Annotated in this window: 15 protein-coding genes; 6 read left to right on the forward strand and 9 right to left on the reverse strand. The window is 40.5% G+C overall.

All coding sequences use genetic code 11. The features are described 5' to 3' along the window. Positions 1-323: 323 nt before the first annotated feature. The 5 genes from ACLNCP_RS01810 to rpiA are packed head-to-tail and all read right to left on the reverse strand — an operon-like array spanning position 324 to position 4,896. On the reverse strand, positions 324-1,607 hold the full coding sequence (locus tag ACLNCP_RS01810; protein WP_424843949.1) for a chloride channel protein: 1,284 nt from the start codon (positions 1,605-1,607) through the stop codon (positions 324-326). Positions 1,608-1,609: 2 nt separating this feature from the next. After that, positions 1,610-2,419, reverse strand: coding sequence for a purine-nucleoside phosphorylase (locus ACLNCP_RS01815; RefSeq protein WP_247927791.1), 810 nt, complete (start codon positions 2,417-2,419; stop codon positions 1,610-1,612). Then, positions 2,416-2,976 carry a DUF1697 domain-containing protein gene (locus ACLNCP_RS01820; RefSeq protein ID WP_424843950.1) on the reverse strand — a complete coding sequence of 187 codons (561 nt, stop codon included), beginning with the start codon at positions 2,974-2,976 and terminating at the stop codon, positions 2,416-2,418. Before ACLNCP_RS01820 ends, ACLNCP_RS01815 begins: the two co-directional genes overlap by 4 nt. A 1-nt stretch (position 2,977) precedes the next feature. After that, positions 2,978-4,189 carry a phosphopentomutase gene (locus ACLNCP_RS01825; protein WP_424843951.1) on the reverse strand — a complete coding sequence of 404 codons (1,212 nt, stop codon included), beginning with the start codon at positions 4,187-4,189 and terminating at the stop codon, positions 2,978-2,980. 23 nt (positions 4,190-4,212) lie between these two features. Next, positions 4,213-4,896, reverse strand: a complete 684-nt coding sequence (gene rpiA / locus ACLNCP_RS01830) for a ribose-5-phosphate isomerase RpiA (RefSeq protein WP_261052522.1) — start codon at positions 4,894-4,896, stop codon at positions 4,213-4,215. 231 nt (positions 4,897-5,127) lie between these two features. Between rpiA and ACLNCP_RS01835 the strand changes: the two genes are divergently transcribed. Then, on the forward strand, positions 5,128-5,313 hold the full coding sequence (locus ACLNCP_RS01835; RefSeq protein ID WP_001068558.1) for a hypothetical protein: 186 nt from the start codon (positions 5,128-5,130) through the stop codon (positions 5,311-5,313). A gap of 23 nt (positions 5,314-5,336) precedes the next feature. Here the strand turns inward: ACLNCP_RS01835 and ACLNCP_RS01840 are convergent, their stop codons facing one another. From ACLNCP_RS01840 to ACLNCP_RS01855, 4 genes are all read right to left on the reverse strand, one after another. Next, entirely contained in the window at positions 5,337-6,188 is an 852-nt protein-coding gene (locus ACLNCP_RS01840; RefSeq protein WP_261052523.1) for an NAD(P)H-hydrate dehydratase, read from the reverse strand. Positions 6,189-6,255: 67 nt separating this feature from the next. After that, the gene (locus ACLNCP_RS01845; protein ID WP_261052524.1) at positions 6,256-7,116 is read right to left on the reverse strand and encodes a bifunctional methylenetetrahydrofolate dehydrogenase/methenyltetrahydrofolate cyclohydrolase; all 861 of its coding nucleotides are present in this window, start codon (positions 7,114-7,116) and stop codon (positions 6,256-6,258) included. A 177-nt stretch (positions 7,117-7,293) separates the two neighbouring features. Continuing rightward, positions 7,294-8,028, reverse strand: a complete 735-nt coding sequence (locus tag ACLNCP_RS01850) for an amino acid ABC transporter ATP-binding protein (RefSeq protein WP_000140955.1) — start codon at positions 8,026-8,028, stop codon at positions 7,294-7,296. Next, the gene (locus tag ACLNCP_RS01855) at positions 8,028-8,711 is read right to left on the reverse strand and encodes an amino acid ABC transporter permease (RefSeq protein WP_001011642.1); all 684 of its coding nucleotides are present in this window, start codon (positions 8,709-8,711) and stop codon (positions 8,028-8,030) included. Before ACLNCP_RS01855 ends, ACLNCP_RS01850 begins: the two co-directional genes overlap by 1 nt. A 190-nt stretch (positions 8,712-8,901) precedes the next feature. Here ACLNCP_RS01855 and ACLNCP_RS01860 point away from each other — a divergent pair, with 190 nt between their 5' ends. From ACLNCP_RS01860 to ACLNCP_RS01880, 5 genes are all read left to right on the forward strand, one after another. Next, on the forward strand, positions 8,902-9,132 hold the full coding sequence (locus ACLNCP_RS01860) for a DUF1797 family protein (protein WP_000443570.1): 231 nt from the start codon (positions 8,902-8,904) through the stop codon (positions 9,130-9,132). 229 nt (positions 9,133-9,361) lie between these two features. Next, the gene (locus ACLNCP_RS01865) at positions 9,362-11,620 is read left to right on the forward strand and encodes an ATP-dependent Clp protease ATP-binding subunit (RefSeq protein ID WP_049492218.1); all 2,259 of its coding nucleotides are present in this window, start codon (positions 9,362-9,364) and stop codon (positions 11,618-11,620) included. A gap of 129 nt (positions 11,621-11,749) precedes the next feature. Next, positions 11,750-12,202, forward strand: a complete 453-nt coding sequence (locus ACLNCP_RS01870; protein ID WP_261047288.1) for an NUDIX hydrolase — start codon at positions 11,750-11,752, stop codon at positions 12,200-12,202. A 164-nt stretch (positions 12,203-12,366) separates the two neighbouring features. Continuing rightward, positions 12,367-12,666 carry a DUF1827 family protein gene (locus ACLNCP_RS01875; RefSeq protein ID WP_000767198.1) on the forward strand — a complete coding sequence of 100 codons (300 nt, stop codon included), beginning with the start codon at positions 12,367-12,369 and terminating at the stop codon, positions 12,664-12,666. A 135-nt stretch (positions 12,667-12,801) separates the two neighbouring features. Then, a complete protein-coding gene (locus tag ACLNCP_RS01880; RefSeq protein ID WP_261052525.1) occupies positions 12,802-13,434 on the forward strand; it encodes a GNAT family N-acetyltransferase in 633 nt (210 codons plus the stop codon). Positions 13,435-13,451 lie beyond the last annotated feature (17 nt).

Raw genomic sequence — 13,451 nt, forward strand, 5'->3', positions numbered from 1 at the left:
CTATCTTTTTCCCACTGCTTTTAGGGTGGGTTCAATTCCTTTCTTTCTTAATTTTGATGATATTGAGAAGATTAGACCGGCTTCAATTCAAAGCAGAACTCCCCTTCTCTTCTGAATTTTTAGAAAAGTTTTCCGTTCGTGTTCAAATTAGAACACGCGCTCTACCTTTCTTTTTTTATTTTTATATTTCATAGCTAGGAAAAATCGGATTCAATCAAGATTCCAATAGGCCTACTACATTTTTATTTAAAACAGTTATAAATAAATTGAGAGTTTTTTTAATCTTTTAAATCAAATCATTGACTAGAAGAAATGGGCATTTCCTACCTAATTACTTTACTCTTTGACTTCTGACACAGTATGCTAGTCCAAGGAAAGCGATCTAACACTTTTGCAAAACCATAAGCTAGGAAAGCAGTTACTAAGAAATACGGAAGAGAATCTAAACCTAGCCCAGTGAAGCCTATTACTAATCCAGTTGCAGAAATGGGCGCCCTCAAGGTCACAGACAAAAAGCAAACAGATCCCAAAAGCAACATGGTTAAATGGCTATCTCCACCTAGAATTATGCCAAGGAGTGCAGCTCCAGCCATCCCCAAAGCAAAAGATGGTGTGAGTGTACCACCATAGGCTCCTGCCCAAAGAGTAATAAGAACGACCACTGCTTTTAGGAAAAACATGAGAAGCACTGTTTGGCCACTGCTACCATTTAAAATCTCCTGAGCCATCATCCGTCCATTTCCAAGTAGGTGTGGAAAATAACTTGCCAATCCACCAAGAAAAAGAAAAGCTGTAGGCAATGTGAGAAGTACTCGTTTATCTTTTATCCTGTTTGAAGACACTTCTTTACTTAAGCGACCAAAAAACCAAGCTAGTGGAGTTAAGAAAAGAAGTAATAAGGGAATAATCCATATTTCCTTTAATGACCATGAGAGGGATGGAATCTGGTAGAGAGCCTGATCTGAAATAACCAAGCCTGCTATATAGGTTGAAACATAGGTAGTCAAACCGATTAAGACAAATCGTTTAATAGATAGAGCAATTCCTAGGGTTTCAAAAACAAAGAAGACACTTGTTAATGGAACCTGATAGACAGCCGCTAAACCAGCACCAGCACCACAAGCAAGGAGAAAGATTTGATCCTTCTTAGAGAGAAAACATATTTTTCCAATTGGCCCTGCAAATAGAGTTCCAATCTCTCGTGGCGCAGCTTCTTTACCAATAGGCGCTCCCCCTCCAACTGCAATAATCTGCCAAATTGAATGAAATAGCTGTTTTAGAAAATGAAGCTTGTATTGTGAAGTCTCATCCTTCATCTGAGCTTTGATGGAATAAATCTTCGACCCTTTTTGCAAGAAATACCAGACCAAGGATGAGCCAAGACCCACAATTATTAAACATAGTCCTATCCTTGAGGAGGAAACTCCATCTGTCAAAAATCCACTATGATGTTCTGACTGACCAAAAGCTAGACTCTCTACTATCTCTAAAAGATAATGGAGAAAAATACCAGATAAACCCGAAACTATTCCTTGTAGAATTACTGCTATGAATAATCTAAAATTATAAGGGATTTTTCGAAAAATACTCCTCAATTCTATTAACATGATTACAATTCAGCAAGAATCGCTTTAAGCAAGCCTTTGAAATCACCTTTAACACGTTCAGTCACTTCTACAACTTCTTCGTGGTTGAGTTCTTCTTGGAAGCCTGCAGCATGGTTAGTAATACATGAAATACCGAGAACTTTCAAGCCTGAGTGAGCTGCCACAATAACTTCAGGAACAGTCGACATACCAACTGCATCTGCTCCCAGTGTCTTATAGGCGCGAATTTCTGCTGGTGTTTCATAAGTCGGACCAGTTACACCGATATAGACACCTTCATCAAGCTTGATACCAAGTTTCTTAGCCACTTCATGGGCAGTAGCACGGTATTCTGGTGTATAGGCTTTAGACATATCTGGGAAACGAGGACCAAATTCATCCAAGTTTTCACCCATCAATGGGTTTTGACCTGTCATGTTGATATGGTCTGAGATAGCCATCAAAGTACCAGGCCCATATCCAATACCGCCAGCTGCATTGGTTACAATGACACCTTCACATCCGAGTACTTTCATCACACGAACTGGGAAAGTCACGACCTCAAGAGGATTGCCTTCGTAGAAATGGAAACGACCTTGAAGAGCCAAGACCTTACGACCTGCAAGTTCTCCATATACCAATTTCCCAGCGTGTCCGACTACTGTAGAACGGCCCCAGTTTGGGATATCTGCATAATCTACTACAACTGGATTTTCGATTTCTTCTGCCAATTCTCCAAGTCCTGATCCAAGGATTAGACCGAACTCAGGCGCTAGGATACCCTTTTCTTTCAGGAAGGCAGCAGTTTCATTGATTTTATCTAAAAATGTCATTGTATGTCTCCTTTATTATTTTTTAGCATTTGACCGATTTTGTCGAAAGTTTTAGCATTACGAATGGTGATGTTGCGATAAAAAGGCATCTTGAGTAAGTATTTGTGATAGGCAGTTGCATAGTAGGATTCCTCAGAGAATTTCCCCCAGAAAATCCCAAGTCTTCCAAAATGAACGATTTCATCTTTCAATTCCAAACTTTCAACTGTCTCAATGACTTGAACAACATCCAATCCCTCAGTGTAAAAGAGGAAATCCTTTCGTGCCAAATCTTTGATCCACCAAGCTGGCAGATTATTCAGCTCTTCTTCATAATCTTCCTGACTCAGCAAAGAAAAGCTCTGAATAAATGGATAATGGACTTCAAAGAAAGCCTCTAACTTTTCAACCAATCGGACTTTGGGGTCTGTCGAAGTAAAGAAAATATTGCCACTGTTGATGTAGGTTTCAACATTTCCCAGTCCCAACTCTGTTAATTCTTGACGAAGCTCCGCCATGACAACCTTATTTTTCCCACCGACATTAATTCCCCGAACAAGTAAAGCATATCGTGTCATCTTATACCAATTTATCTAAGAAACTTTCCCCAATCATGGCTGTTTCAACACCAAAGTTATCCGCAACTGTTGCTGAGATATCTGCAAAATGTCCGACAGGAATGAGACCATTTCCTTTAAAGGCAGGGCTGTAAGCCAACAATGGAATATATTCACGAGTGTGGTCTGTTCCTGCATAGGTTGGGTCATTTCCATGGTCCGCAGTAATCAAGAGAAGGTCATTCTCTCTCATGGCTGCGATAATTTCAGGCAAGCGTTCATCAAACTCATGCAAACAATCACGGTAACCATGAGCATTGCGACGGTGGCCGTAAAGGGCATCAAAGTCAACTAAGTTTGTGAAGGAGAATCCTTTTTCAAATTCAACAAGTCCCATGGTCTTCAATAATGTATCAATTCCGTGGCTGTTTGACTTGTTGTGGCCCATGTCATGGTTGATACCCGCACCGTTAAAGATATCATTGATTTTACCAACAGCGTAAGTATCGATACCAGCTTCATTGAGTTTATCCAAAACAGTTGGTGCAAATGGAGATACGGCCAAGTCACGACGGTTTGCTGTACGAGTAAAGTTACCTGGTTCACCAACATATGGACGGGCAATGATGCGGCCTAGAAGGGCAGGGCGCTCAAGGGTAATCGAACGAGCGTATTCACAGATACGGTACAATTCATCCAAAGGAATAATGTCTTCGTGGGCAGCAATTTGCAAAACAGGGTCAGCTGAAGTATAGATAATCAACTCCCCAGTTTCCATCTGACGTGGTCCAAAGTCATCGATAACGGCTGTTCCTGAGTAAGGTTTGTTAGCTTCACGAATAACCTTGCGTCCTGAGAATTCTTCGATTTTTGTCAAGATTTCTTCTGGGAATCCGTTCCAGAAAGTATCGAAAGGCTCAGTAATGTTGAGTCCCATGATTTCCCAGTGTCCAGTCATAGTATCCTTACCAAGAGATACTTCCTCTAATTTTGTTGCATATCCTGTTGGGTTGCTTTCAGCCGGTACAGTCTTCAAAGGCGTTTCGCGAGGAATATTTCCAAGACCGATTTTAGCCATGTTTGGCACATTCAAACCAACTGTTTTGGAAATGTGTCCCAGTGTGTCAGAGGCTCCATCTGGAACCCCTGCATTGACAAAGTTATTGGCATCTGGTGCAGCACCGATTCCTACAGAATCCAATACCACCAAGTGAATACGATTAAATTTTGACATAGTGTATCTCCTTATTATTTTAGTTATCTTGCTTTTGTTGAAGTTAAAATCTGAACCCCGTCTCGTCCAGCAACGATGACCTTATCCACCATTTGGTTGAATAAGCCGTGCTCTACAACACCAACGACATGGTCCAATTCTTGTCCGAAAGCAATTGGATCTTCAATGACATCCAAGGCAAGGTCAATGATAAAATTCTGCATATCGGTCACAAAACGTTGGCCGTCTTTTTCACGGAAACTTGGTTTGTAGCCAGCTCGTTCAAAACGACGAAAGACCTGTTCCGCGCCATACTGAACCACTTCTACAGGCAATTTAAAAGCACCTAGTTTCTCGACCAGCTTGCTTTCATCCACTACCCAAATATATTCTTTTGAGGGCGTTGCAACAACCTTCTCCATCAGGAGGGCACCACCACCACCTTTGATTCCATTAAACCGACTATCCACTTCATCCGCCCCGTCGACTGTCACATCGACAAAGTCTACTTGGTCAATAGACTTGAGTGGGATATTAAGCCCTTCAGCCTGTTTACTAGTCACACTAGAAGTCGTTACAGCTGTAATCTGTAACCCTTCTTCCTTGATCCGACGACCGATTTCTTCTACGAAATAATAGGCAGTAGACCCCGTTCCAAGTCCGACTACCATGCCATCCTTGACAAACTCAGCAGCCTTGATACCTGCCATTTTCTTCAGATTTTCCACTCAAACACCTCCATTAAAGAGCTATTTCTATTATAACATGTATCCGTTTTTATTTCATGGATACACTAGAAAAACCCGAACATTTTTATTTTTATGTCCACCTTGTTTTGGTAGTTAGAATCTTAGTTATGAGAACTTGTAGATAAAAACAGGTCCTATCCAAAAGCAGCAACAGTTGATTTTTTATCATAAAGATGATTAAATAGTTAAGTACAGAAAAGGAGAAATAAGATGAACCCATTAGATTTGTTTAATCAAGTAAAAGAGTTAATCGAAACAAAAGATTTCGAAGCTGCAAAAACATTTGTTGCAGAAAATCAAGAACAGCTTGGAGAATACTTCTCTCAAGCTCAGCAGTTGATTTCTGGTTCTGAAGGTCTAGATGGCCTCGTTGGAAAGATTAAAGGATTTTTCTAAAAATATAAAGGCGCCTGAAACTATCAGGTGCCTTTTTGAGATATTTTTTTCATTATTTCGGGCAGATAAGAGCTGATTTCCGTCGGCAAGACCACATAATGTTCTTGAGATAGTTCTTGGGCTATGGCTGAATGAAGATGAGTCGCTACTGCCACACGTTCGTAGAGACTGGCTTGTCGAAATTGGCCTGCAAATCCTGCAATCATTCCAGCTAGTGTATCTCCCATACCACCAGTCGCCTGATAGGGACCGCCAACCTGTAACTGGTAACAATCAGACTGGCCAGCTTGCCAAATACGAGTAGTTGGACCTTTCTCCACCAAAATTATGCCTTGAGGGAAAGAAGTCAGGGCACTAGATGTTGTATCTTCGTTTTGCTTTTCAATAGCAATACCAGACAGCTTTTCCCATTCTTTTTGGTGGGGAGTTAGGATAAGCTGGTTAGATGGAAACGACAAACTTGTCCTAGCAAGAATGGTTAAGGCCCCTCCGTCTACAATCAAAATCTGATTCTTTTTTAAGCTAGCAAAGACCTGTTTTACAAGATTTTCTCCAAAAGTATCGTCTCGTAAACCAGGCCCCAGCAAGACAACTTCTGCCTTCTCCAATTGCTCTTTTAATAATTGCTGGTCTTGAAGAGAAAAGGCCATAGCCTCAGGTAAATGACTGTGCAAAGCTGGGATATTTCCCCTATCTGTTCCAACAGTCACCAAACCAGCTCCACTTTTAACAGCTGCCAAAGCAGCCATGATAATAGCACCACCATAAGGATAGGTCCCACCCAGCAACAGCAGACGACCGTAATTTCCTTTATGACTTGTACGAGAACGTTCAATAATGACTTTTTCTAGTAAGGTTTGATCAATCACTTTCATCGTTTTTTCCTCTCGCATTTATTATACAACAAAAAGGAAGCGCATACCTCCTTTTATAAACTTACTTTTAAAATTTTCTCTCCAATGTCCGGAGTGCTGCTTGATAAGTTTGCTCCATCAGCATAGTAATGGTCATAGGACCTACACCTCCAGGAACTGGCGTAATATGGCTAGCAAGTGGGGCAACTGCCTCATAATCAACATCACCACAGAGCTTACCATTTTCATCGCGGTTCATCCCAACGTCAATAACTACCGCACCTGGTTTCACAAAATCAGGAGTCACAAATTTAGCACGACCAATTGCTACCACAAGAATATCAGCTTTTGCAGCCACCTTGGCAAGATTATGGGTGCGTGAGTGGGTCAAGGTCACTGTTGCATTTTTGGCTAAAAGAAGCTGGGCCATGGGTTTTCCAACAATGTTTGAACGACCGATGACGACCGCATTTTTACCTTCCAAGTCAATCCCATATTCATGAAACATTTCCATAATTCCTGCAGGTGTAGAGGGAATCATGACTGGATGACCAGACCAAAGACGCCCCATGTTTAGAGGATGGAAACCATCCACATCCTTTTCGGGGTCAATAGCCAACAAAACTGCCTCTTCATCAATATGTTTTGGTAATGGTAACTGGACCAATATCCCATGCCAAGCTAGATCTTGATTGTATTTAGCAATTAAGTCTAACAATTCCTCTTGAGTAATGGTCTCTGGAACTCGCACTACTTCACTACGGAAACCAGCCGCAAGGGCGGACCTCTCCTTGTTACGAACGTAGACTTGGCTGGCAGGGTTGTCCCCAACCAAAATCACTACTAAACCAGGTACTAGCCCCGTTTCTTCCTTTAATCTTTCAGTCTTTTCAGCCAGCTGTCCTTGTAACTTAGCTGCTAGAGCCTTCCCATCAATAATCTGTGTCATATCACTTCTCTTTTCTTTCAAATATCTTCCATTATACCAAAAACTGCTAATCCCCTCTAACACTTCTTTCCTAGGCTATCCTATAGTTTCAAACTATAAGAAAAAGCTCTAGTCGAGCTTTTCATTAATCTATACTTTATATGTAAAGTTAGCTACAAATAGCTCCACAAAACTAACTTATAAAACCTTACTCAAGAAGTCTTTAGTCCGTTGTTCTTGGGTTTGTTCAAAAATCTGTTCAGGTGTTCCATCTTCAACAACCACACCATCTGCCATAAAGATGACACGGTCTGCCACCTCACGAGCAAATCCCATTTCATGTGTTACGATAACCATGGTCATTCCTGACTTGGCTAAGTCTTGCATAACAGCCAACACCTCACCTACCATTTCAGGGTCCAGGGCTGAAGTTGGCTCGTCAAAGAGCAAAACATCAGGTTCCATAGCTAAACCACGCGCAATAGCAATCCGCTGTTGCTGGCCACCTGACAAACTCTGTGGATAAGCAGTTGCCTTATCTGGTAAACCAACTTTTTCCAAAAGTTCTTGGGCTCTCTTCTCAGCCACTGCCTTGCTCTCACCTTTGGTCTTGATAGGTGACAAGGTGATATTTTCCATCACAGTCATATTAGGAAAGAGGTTAAATTGTTGGAAAACCATGCCCATCTTCTCACGCATAGCAAACAGGTCATTCTTCTTGTCCGTAATATCAACTCCCTCAAAGATAACCTTCCCTTTTGTTGCTTCTTCCAACAAATTCATAGAGCGAAGCAAGGTAGATTTCCCGCTCCCCGAAGGACCGATGATAACGACAACTTCTCCTCTTTTAATCTCGAGGTTGATGCCCTTCAATACTTCATTCTTTCCAAATGATTTATGTAAATTTTCGATTTTTATCAAGGTTTCTGTCATTATTTCTTATCTCCTTGTCCCATACGTTTTTCAAAAGCTTTCAAGGCTACTGTCAAAATAGAGGTCATAATCAAGTAGTAAAAGGCTGCAAATAAAAGTGGTGTTAAAGGTAAATAGGTTGTTGTAGAAACTGTTGTAGCACCGTTCCACAACTCCATGACACCGATAGCTGATAAGAGGGAGCTGTCCTTGATAATAGTGATAAATTCGTTCCCCAAAGCTGGCAAGATATTTTTGATAGCTTGTGGCAAAATCACATAACGCATGGCATTTTTAGGACGAATCCCTAGCGAATAAGCCGCTTCTAGCTGACCTTTTGGAACCGCATTAATCCCAGCACGAACAGTCTCAGAAACATAAGCACCACTGTTCATAGAGATAATCAAAATCCCTGGAATCAAGCGAGAAAGATCAACACCCAAAATCCCAACCTGAATAGTCGGAGCATTGATATGCATAAGAGCAAAGGCAATCATAATCTGAACCATCATCGGTGTCCCACGGAAAATCCAAACGTACAAGTTGGCGAGCCAAACAAGCGGTTTAAACTTTGAACGTTGCCCAAAAGCCAAGACAACACCCAAAATAGTTCCCAAAAAGACAACACAGATAGAAATGAGAACCGTCACGACAGCCCCATAGTTAAAATAAGGTAAATACTTAGGTAAAAAAGAAAAATTCATAGTCATACTGCTTTCTAAAATAGAATACTGTATGATTATAACATGCACTGAATTAAAATTCAAACTTTTTATCCAATTTATTCAAAAAAACTTTAAGCTAGTAGAATTAGCGAGAAATCTTAGTTTTTTCTAGGCAAGTTGACCTCCTTTATGGTAAAATAGTAACGATAAGAAATGAAGGAGAATCAAAATGGAATCACATTTGGTTAGAATCATCAACCGCCTTGAAGCAATGGCAAAAGACGGCGGAAATTTAAAACGTAATTTTGAACGCGAAGGAGTTGTTGTTGCAGAAGTTGCATACAGCCATGATGAAGAAAACGGTTCAATCTTTACCCTTCGTGATGTAGAAGCTCGCGAAACGTATACTTTTGACAGCATTGACTTAATCGCAATGGAGATTTACGAACTCCTCTACTAATCTAAAACAAGCTGGGATTGTCCCTGCATGTCTAACCAAAATCCTTTTTGTCTCACAAATAGGATTTTTTTATAGTTCAAATTCCCAAAGATTTTCATTGTAACAACTTCTCAAAGCTGCAATCTTTTTACTTGCTTTACACTCCAATCCTGTTATAATGAGAGTATAGAAATTTGACTATTATTGACCTTTGGACGGGCCAAGCTAAAGAAAGAAATGAGGTAGATGTATGCTTTGTCAAAACTGTAAAATCAACGACTCAACAATTCATCTTTACACCAATCTCAATGGAAAACAAAAACAAATTGACCTCTGTCAAAACTGCTATAAGATTATCAAGACTGATCCTAACAATAGCCTCTTTAAAGGTATGACGGATCTGAACAATCGTGACTTTGATCCCTTTGGTGATTTCTTCAATGACCTAAACAATTTCAGGCCTTCTAACAATACTCCTCCGACTCCCCCAACCCAATCAGGTGGAGGTTACGGTGGAAATGGCGGTTATGGTTCCCAAAATCGTGGACCTGCTCAAACTCCTCCACCAAGCCAAGAAAAAGGCCTACTGGAAGAATTTGGTATCAACGTAACTGAAATTGCCCGTCGTGGAGATATTGACCCCGTTATTGGGCGCGACGATGAGATTATCCGTGTCATAGAAATTCTCAATCGCAGAACCAAGAATAATCCTGTTCTTATCGGTGAACCAGGTGTCGGAAAAACTGCCGTTGTCGAAGGTCTAGCTCAGAAAATAGTTGATGGAGATGTTCCCCATAAACTACAAGGAAAACAAGTCATCCGTCTGGATGTGGTTAGCTTAGTTCAAGGAACGGGTATCCGTGGACAATTTGAAGAACGCATGCAAAAACTCATGGAAGAAATTCGCAAACGTGAGGACATCATCCTCTTTATCGATGAAATCCATGAAATTGTCGGTGCTGGTTCTGCGGGCGATGGCAATATGGATGCAGGAAATATCCTCAAGCCCGCCCTTGCTCGTGGAGAGCTGCAATTGGTCGGTGCTACTACCCTCAATGAATACCGTATCATTGAAAAAGATGCAGCCCTAGAGCGTCGTATGCAACCTGTTAAAGTGGATGAACCAACAGTGGAGGAAACAATTACTATCCTCAAAGGCATTCAAAAGAAATACGAAGACTACCACCACGTTCAGTATACCGATGCTGCAATTGAAGCAGCTGCAACTCTGTCCAATCGCTACATCCAAGATCGCTTCTTGCCTGACAAGGCCATTGACCTCCTAGATGAAGCTGGTTCTAAGATGAACTTGACCTTGAATTTTGTGGATCCTAAAGTAATCGATCAGCGCTTGATTGAGGCTGAAAATCTTAAATCTCAAGCTACACGAGAAGAAGATTTTGAGAAGGCCGCCTACTTCCGTGACCAGATTGCCAAGTATAAGGAAATGCAAAAGAAAAAGGTCACAGACCAAGATACTCCTATCATTAGTGAGAAAACCATTGAGCACATTATCGAGCAGAAAACCAATATTCCTGTTGGTGATTTAAAAGAGAAAGAACAATCTCAACTCATCCATCTAGCCGAAGACCTCAAGTCTCATGTTATTGGACAAGATGATGCTGTCGATAAGATTGCCAAGGCTATTCGCCGTAATCGTGTCGGTCTCGGTACCCCTAACCGCCCAATCGGAAGTTTCCTTTTCGTTGGGCCAACTGGAGTCGGTAAGACAGAACTTTCCAAACAATTAGCTATCGAACTCTTTGGTTCTGCTGACAGCATGATTCGCTTTGATATGAGTGAATATATGGAAAAACACAGTGTGGCGAAATTAGTCGGTGCCCCTCCAGGTTATGTCGGCTATGACGAGGCTGGGCAATTAACTGAAAAAGTCCGCCGCAATCCCTACTCTCTTATTCTCTTGGATGAAGTAGAGAAAGCCCATCCAGATGTCATGCATATGTTCCTCCAGGTCTTGGACGATGGTCGTTTAACAGATGGACAAGGACGTACCGTTAGCTTCAAGGACGCCATCATCATCATGACTTCAAATGCAGGTACAGGTAAGGCAGAAGCTAGCGTTGGATTTGGTGCTGCTAGAGAAGGACGTACCAACTCTGTTCTTGGTGAACTCGGTAACTTCTTTAGCCCAGAGTTTATGAACCGTTTTGATGGTATTATCGAATTTAAGGCTCTCAGCAAAGATAACCTCCTTCAGATTGTCGAGCTTATGCTTGCAGATGTTAACAAACGTCTTTCTAGCAACAACATTCATTTGGATGTAACCGACAAGGTCAAGGAAAAATTGGTTGACCTTGGTTATGATCCAAAAATGGGAGCACGCCCACTTCGTCGTACTATTCAAGACTATATTGAGGACGCAATCACTGACTACTACCTTGAAAATCCAAGCGAAAAAGACCTCAAGGCAGTTATGACCAGCAAGGGCAAGATTCAAATTAAGTCTGCCAAAAAAGCTGAAGTGAAAACTTCTGAAAAAGAAGTATAAATCCTATAGAAAAGGAGTAGAAAATGAAAATTTTCTGCTTCTTTTTACTAAAATAACTGTAATTTCTTGACAGCTTGCCCTTTGTCCATTAAGATAATAATAACAATACTAGATAATGAGGAAAATGCAATGGCAAACCCAACTTTTGGAGAAAAAAAAGCAAATACAGACTATGTTGCACGCTATGGAGTGTATGCAGTTATCCCTGACGCTGAACAAAAACAAATTGTTCTTGTTCAAGCGCCTAATGGCGCTTGGTTCTTACCAGGTGGCGAAATTGAAGCAGGTGAAAATCATCAAGAAGCCCTAAAACGTGAATTGATTGAAGAGCTTGGCTTCACAGCTGAAATTGGTAGCTATTACGGACAAGCTGACGAATATTTCTACTCTCGTCACCGTGATACCTACTACTACAATCCTGCCTACCTCTATGAAGCAACTTCCTTCAAAGAAGTACAACAACCATTAGAAGACTTTAATCATATTGCCTGGTTCCCTATTGACGAGGCTATTGAAAACCTCAAACGTGGTAGCCATAAATGGGCTATCCAATCTTGGAAAAAACAGCATAAGATTGACTAATACTCTTCGAAAATCAAATTCAAACCACGTCAGCTTCGCCTTGCCGTACTCAAGTACAGCCTGCGGCTAGCTTCCTAGTTTGCTCTTTGATTTTCATTGAGTATAAAGCAAGCTACTTTATTTAAAAAGTGCTATAATAGAATTAGAAAATCGGAGGAAATGTTATGAAGCTAATCAATACGACAAACTCACACTCGCAACTTGTAAAAAGCCAGCTAGAAAGTACAGATGCAACCCTTGTTGAGGTCTATTCTGCAGGGAATACTGATGTTATTTTTACCCAAGCTCCGCTTCACTATGAAATCCTCATTTCAAATAAACACCGTGCTATTCGCGAAACCGAAATCGAAGCCATCCAAGAGTTTTTCTTGAAACGTAAAATTGATAAGGACTCTATTGATGAGGCCAATATCAAAACACTCTATTCAGAAAAATTAATTGGGATTTCGATTCCAACAAAATAACATTTTGGAGAGATTAAAAAGTTTTTTGAACCTTACAGCACAAAACGAGGTTCTCACTTGCTTTTTTAATCATCTCCAATTTTTTATCTTTAAATCCTATCAAACACAGTTTTATAGGTAACTAAGGAGACAAGCATGGGAGACATAATATATAGAGAGGCAAGAATTGAGGAGTACGAAAAAATTGGAAAACTATTAGCCAAGTCCTTTCTTGACTATCCTTTTTTAACGATAATAACTGATGGTTTAAAAAAAGCTGATTCCTATCCTTCTTTCGTAGAAACATTGCAAATTCTGCTTACTAGAGTCTATATTAAAAAAGGAAACTGTTTAATTGCTGAACAAGATGGAGAATTACTAGCAGTTGCCCTTTTGCAACAAAAGGATTTCTGTATACTATCCTATCTACGAAATGGCGGAACAAAAATTTTTCGCTACATTCGACCACTTAATCTTTTTAAATACTTTGACTTTGTAAAACGTTCCAAAAAACACTTAGAACAATCAGGAGAGTTTGATTGGTATTTGATGGCTTTAGCTGTCAATACAGCAAGTAAGGGACAGGGAATAGGCAGTACTTTTCTGACACAAGGAATTGAACCCTATGTCAAATCAAAAGGCTGTGAGCACTTAGGACTCATTACAAGCACAGCAAACAATGCCTCTTTCTATGAAAAAAATGATTATGTATTACTGGACTATATGGACTTAGAATACGGATCAAGATCCATTGGTAACTGGGCATTTTTAAAAACAATTAAGCAATAAAAAAGATTTGGTTCTGC

Source organism: Streptococcus sp. CL6.35, assembly GCF_049737915.1.
Lineage (GTDB): Bacteria > Bacillota > Bacilli > Lactobacillales > Streptococcaceae > Streptococcus.

Coding starts and splice junctions, on each gene's coding strand:
- ACLNCP_RS01865 (WP_049492218.1), top strand. CDS start 9,362: ATGCTTTGTCAAAACTGTAAAATCAACGACTCAACAATTCATCTTTAC.
- ACLNCP_RS01815 (WP_247927791.1), bottom strand. CDS start 2,419: ATGACATTTTTAGATAAAATCAATGAAACTGCTGCCTTCCTGAAAGAA.
- ACLNCP_RS01870 (WP_261047288.1), top strand. CDS start 11,750: ATGGCAAACCCAACTTTTGGAGAAAAAAAAGCAAATACAGACTATGTT.
- ACLNCP_RS01840 (WP_261052523.1), bottom strand. CDS start 6,188: ATGAAAGTGATTGATCAAACCTTACTAGAAAAAGTCATTATTGAACGT.
- ACLNCP_RS01880 (WP_261052525.1), top strand. CDS start 12,802: ATGGGAGACATAATATATAGAGAGGCAAGAATTGAGGAGTACGAAAAA.
- ACLNCP_RS01810 (WP_424843949.1), bottom strand. CDS start 1,607: ATGTTAATAGAATTGAGGAGTATTTTTCGAAAAATCCCTTATAATTTT.
- ACLNCP_RS01855 (WP_001011642.1), bottom strand. CDS start 8,711: ATGAATTTTTCTTTTTTACCTAAGTATTTACCTTATTTTAACTATGGG.
- ACLNCP_RS01820 (WP_424843950.1), bottom strand. CDS start 2,976: ATGACACGATATGCTTTACTTGTTCGGGGAATTAATGTCGGTGGGAAA.
- ACLNCP_RS01835 (WP_001068558.1), top strand. CDS start 5,128: ATGAACCCATTAGATTTGTTTAATCAAGTAAAAGAGTTAATCGAAACA.
- ACLNCP_RS01845 (WP_261052524.1), bottom strand. CDS start 7,116: ATGACACAGATTATTGATGGGAAGGCTCTAGCAGCTAAGTTACAAGGA.
- ACLNCP_RS01860 (WP_000443570.1), top strand. CDS start 8,902: ATGGAATCACATTTGGTTAGAATCATCAACCGCCTTGAAGCAATGGCA.
- ACLNCP_RS01850 (WP_000140955.1), bottom strand. CDS start 8,028: ATGACAGAAACCTTGATAAAAATCGAAAATTTACATAAATCATTTGGA.
- ACLNCP_RS01825 (WP_424843951.1), bottom strand. CDS start 4,189: ATGTCAAAATTTAATCGTATTCACTTGGTGGTATTGGATTCTGTAGGA.
- ACLNCP_RS01875 (WP_000767198.1), top strand. CDS start 12,367: ATGAAGCTAATCAATACGACAAACTCACACTCGCAACTTGTAAAAAGC.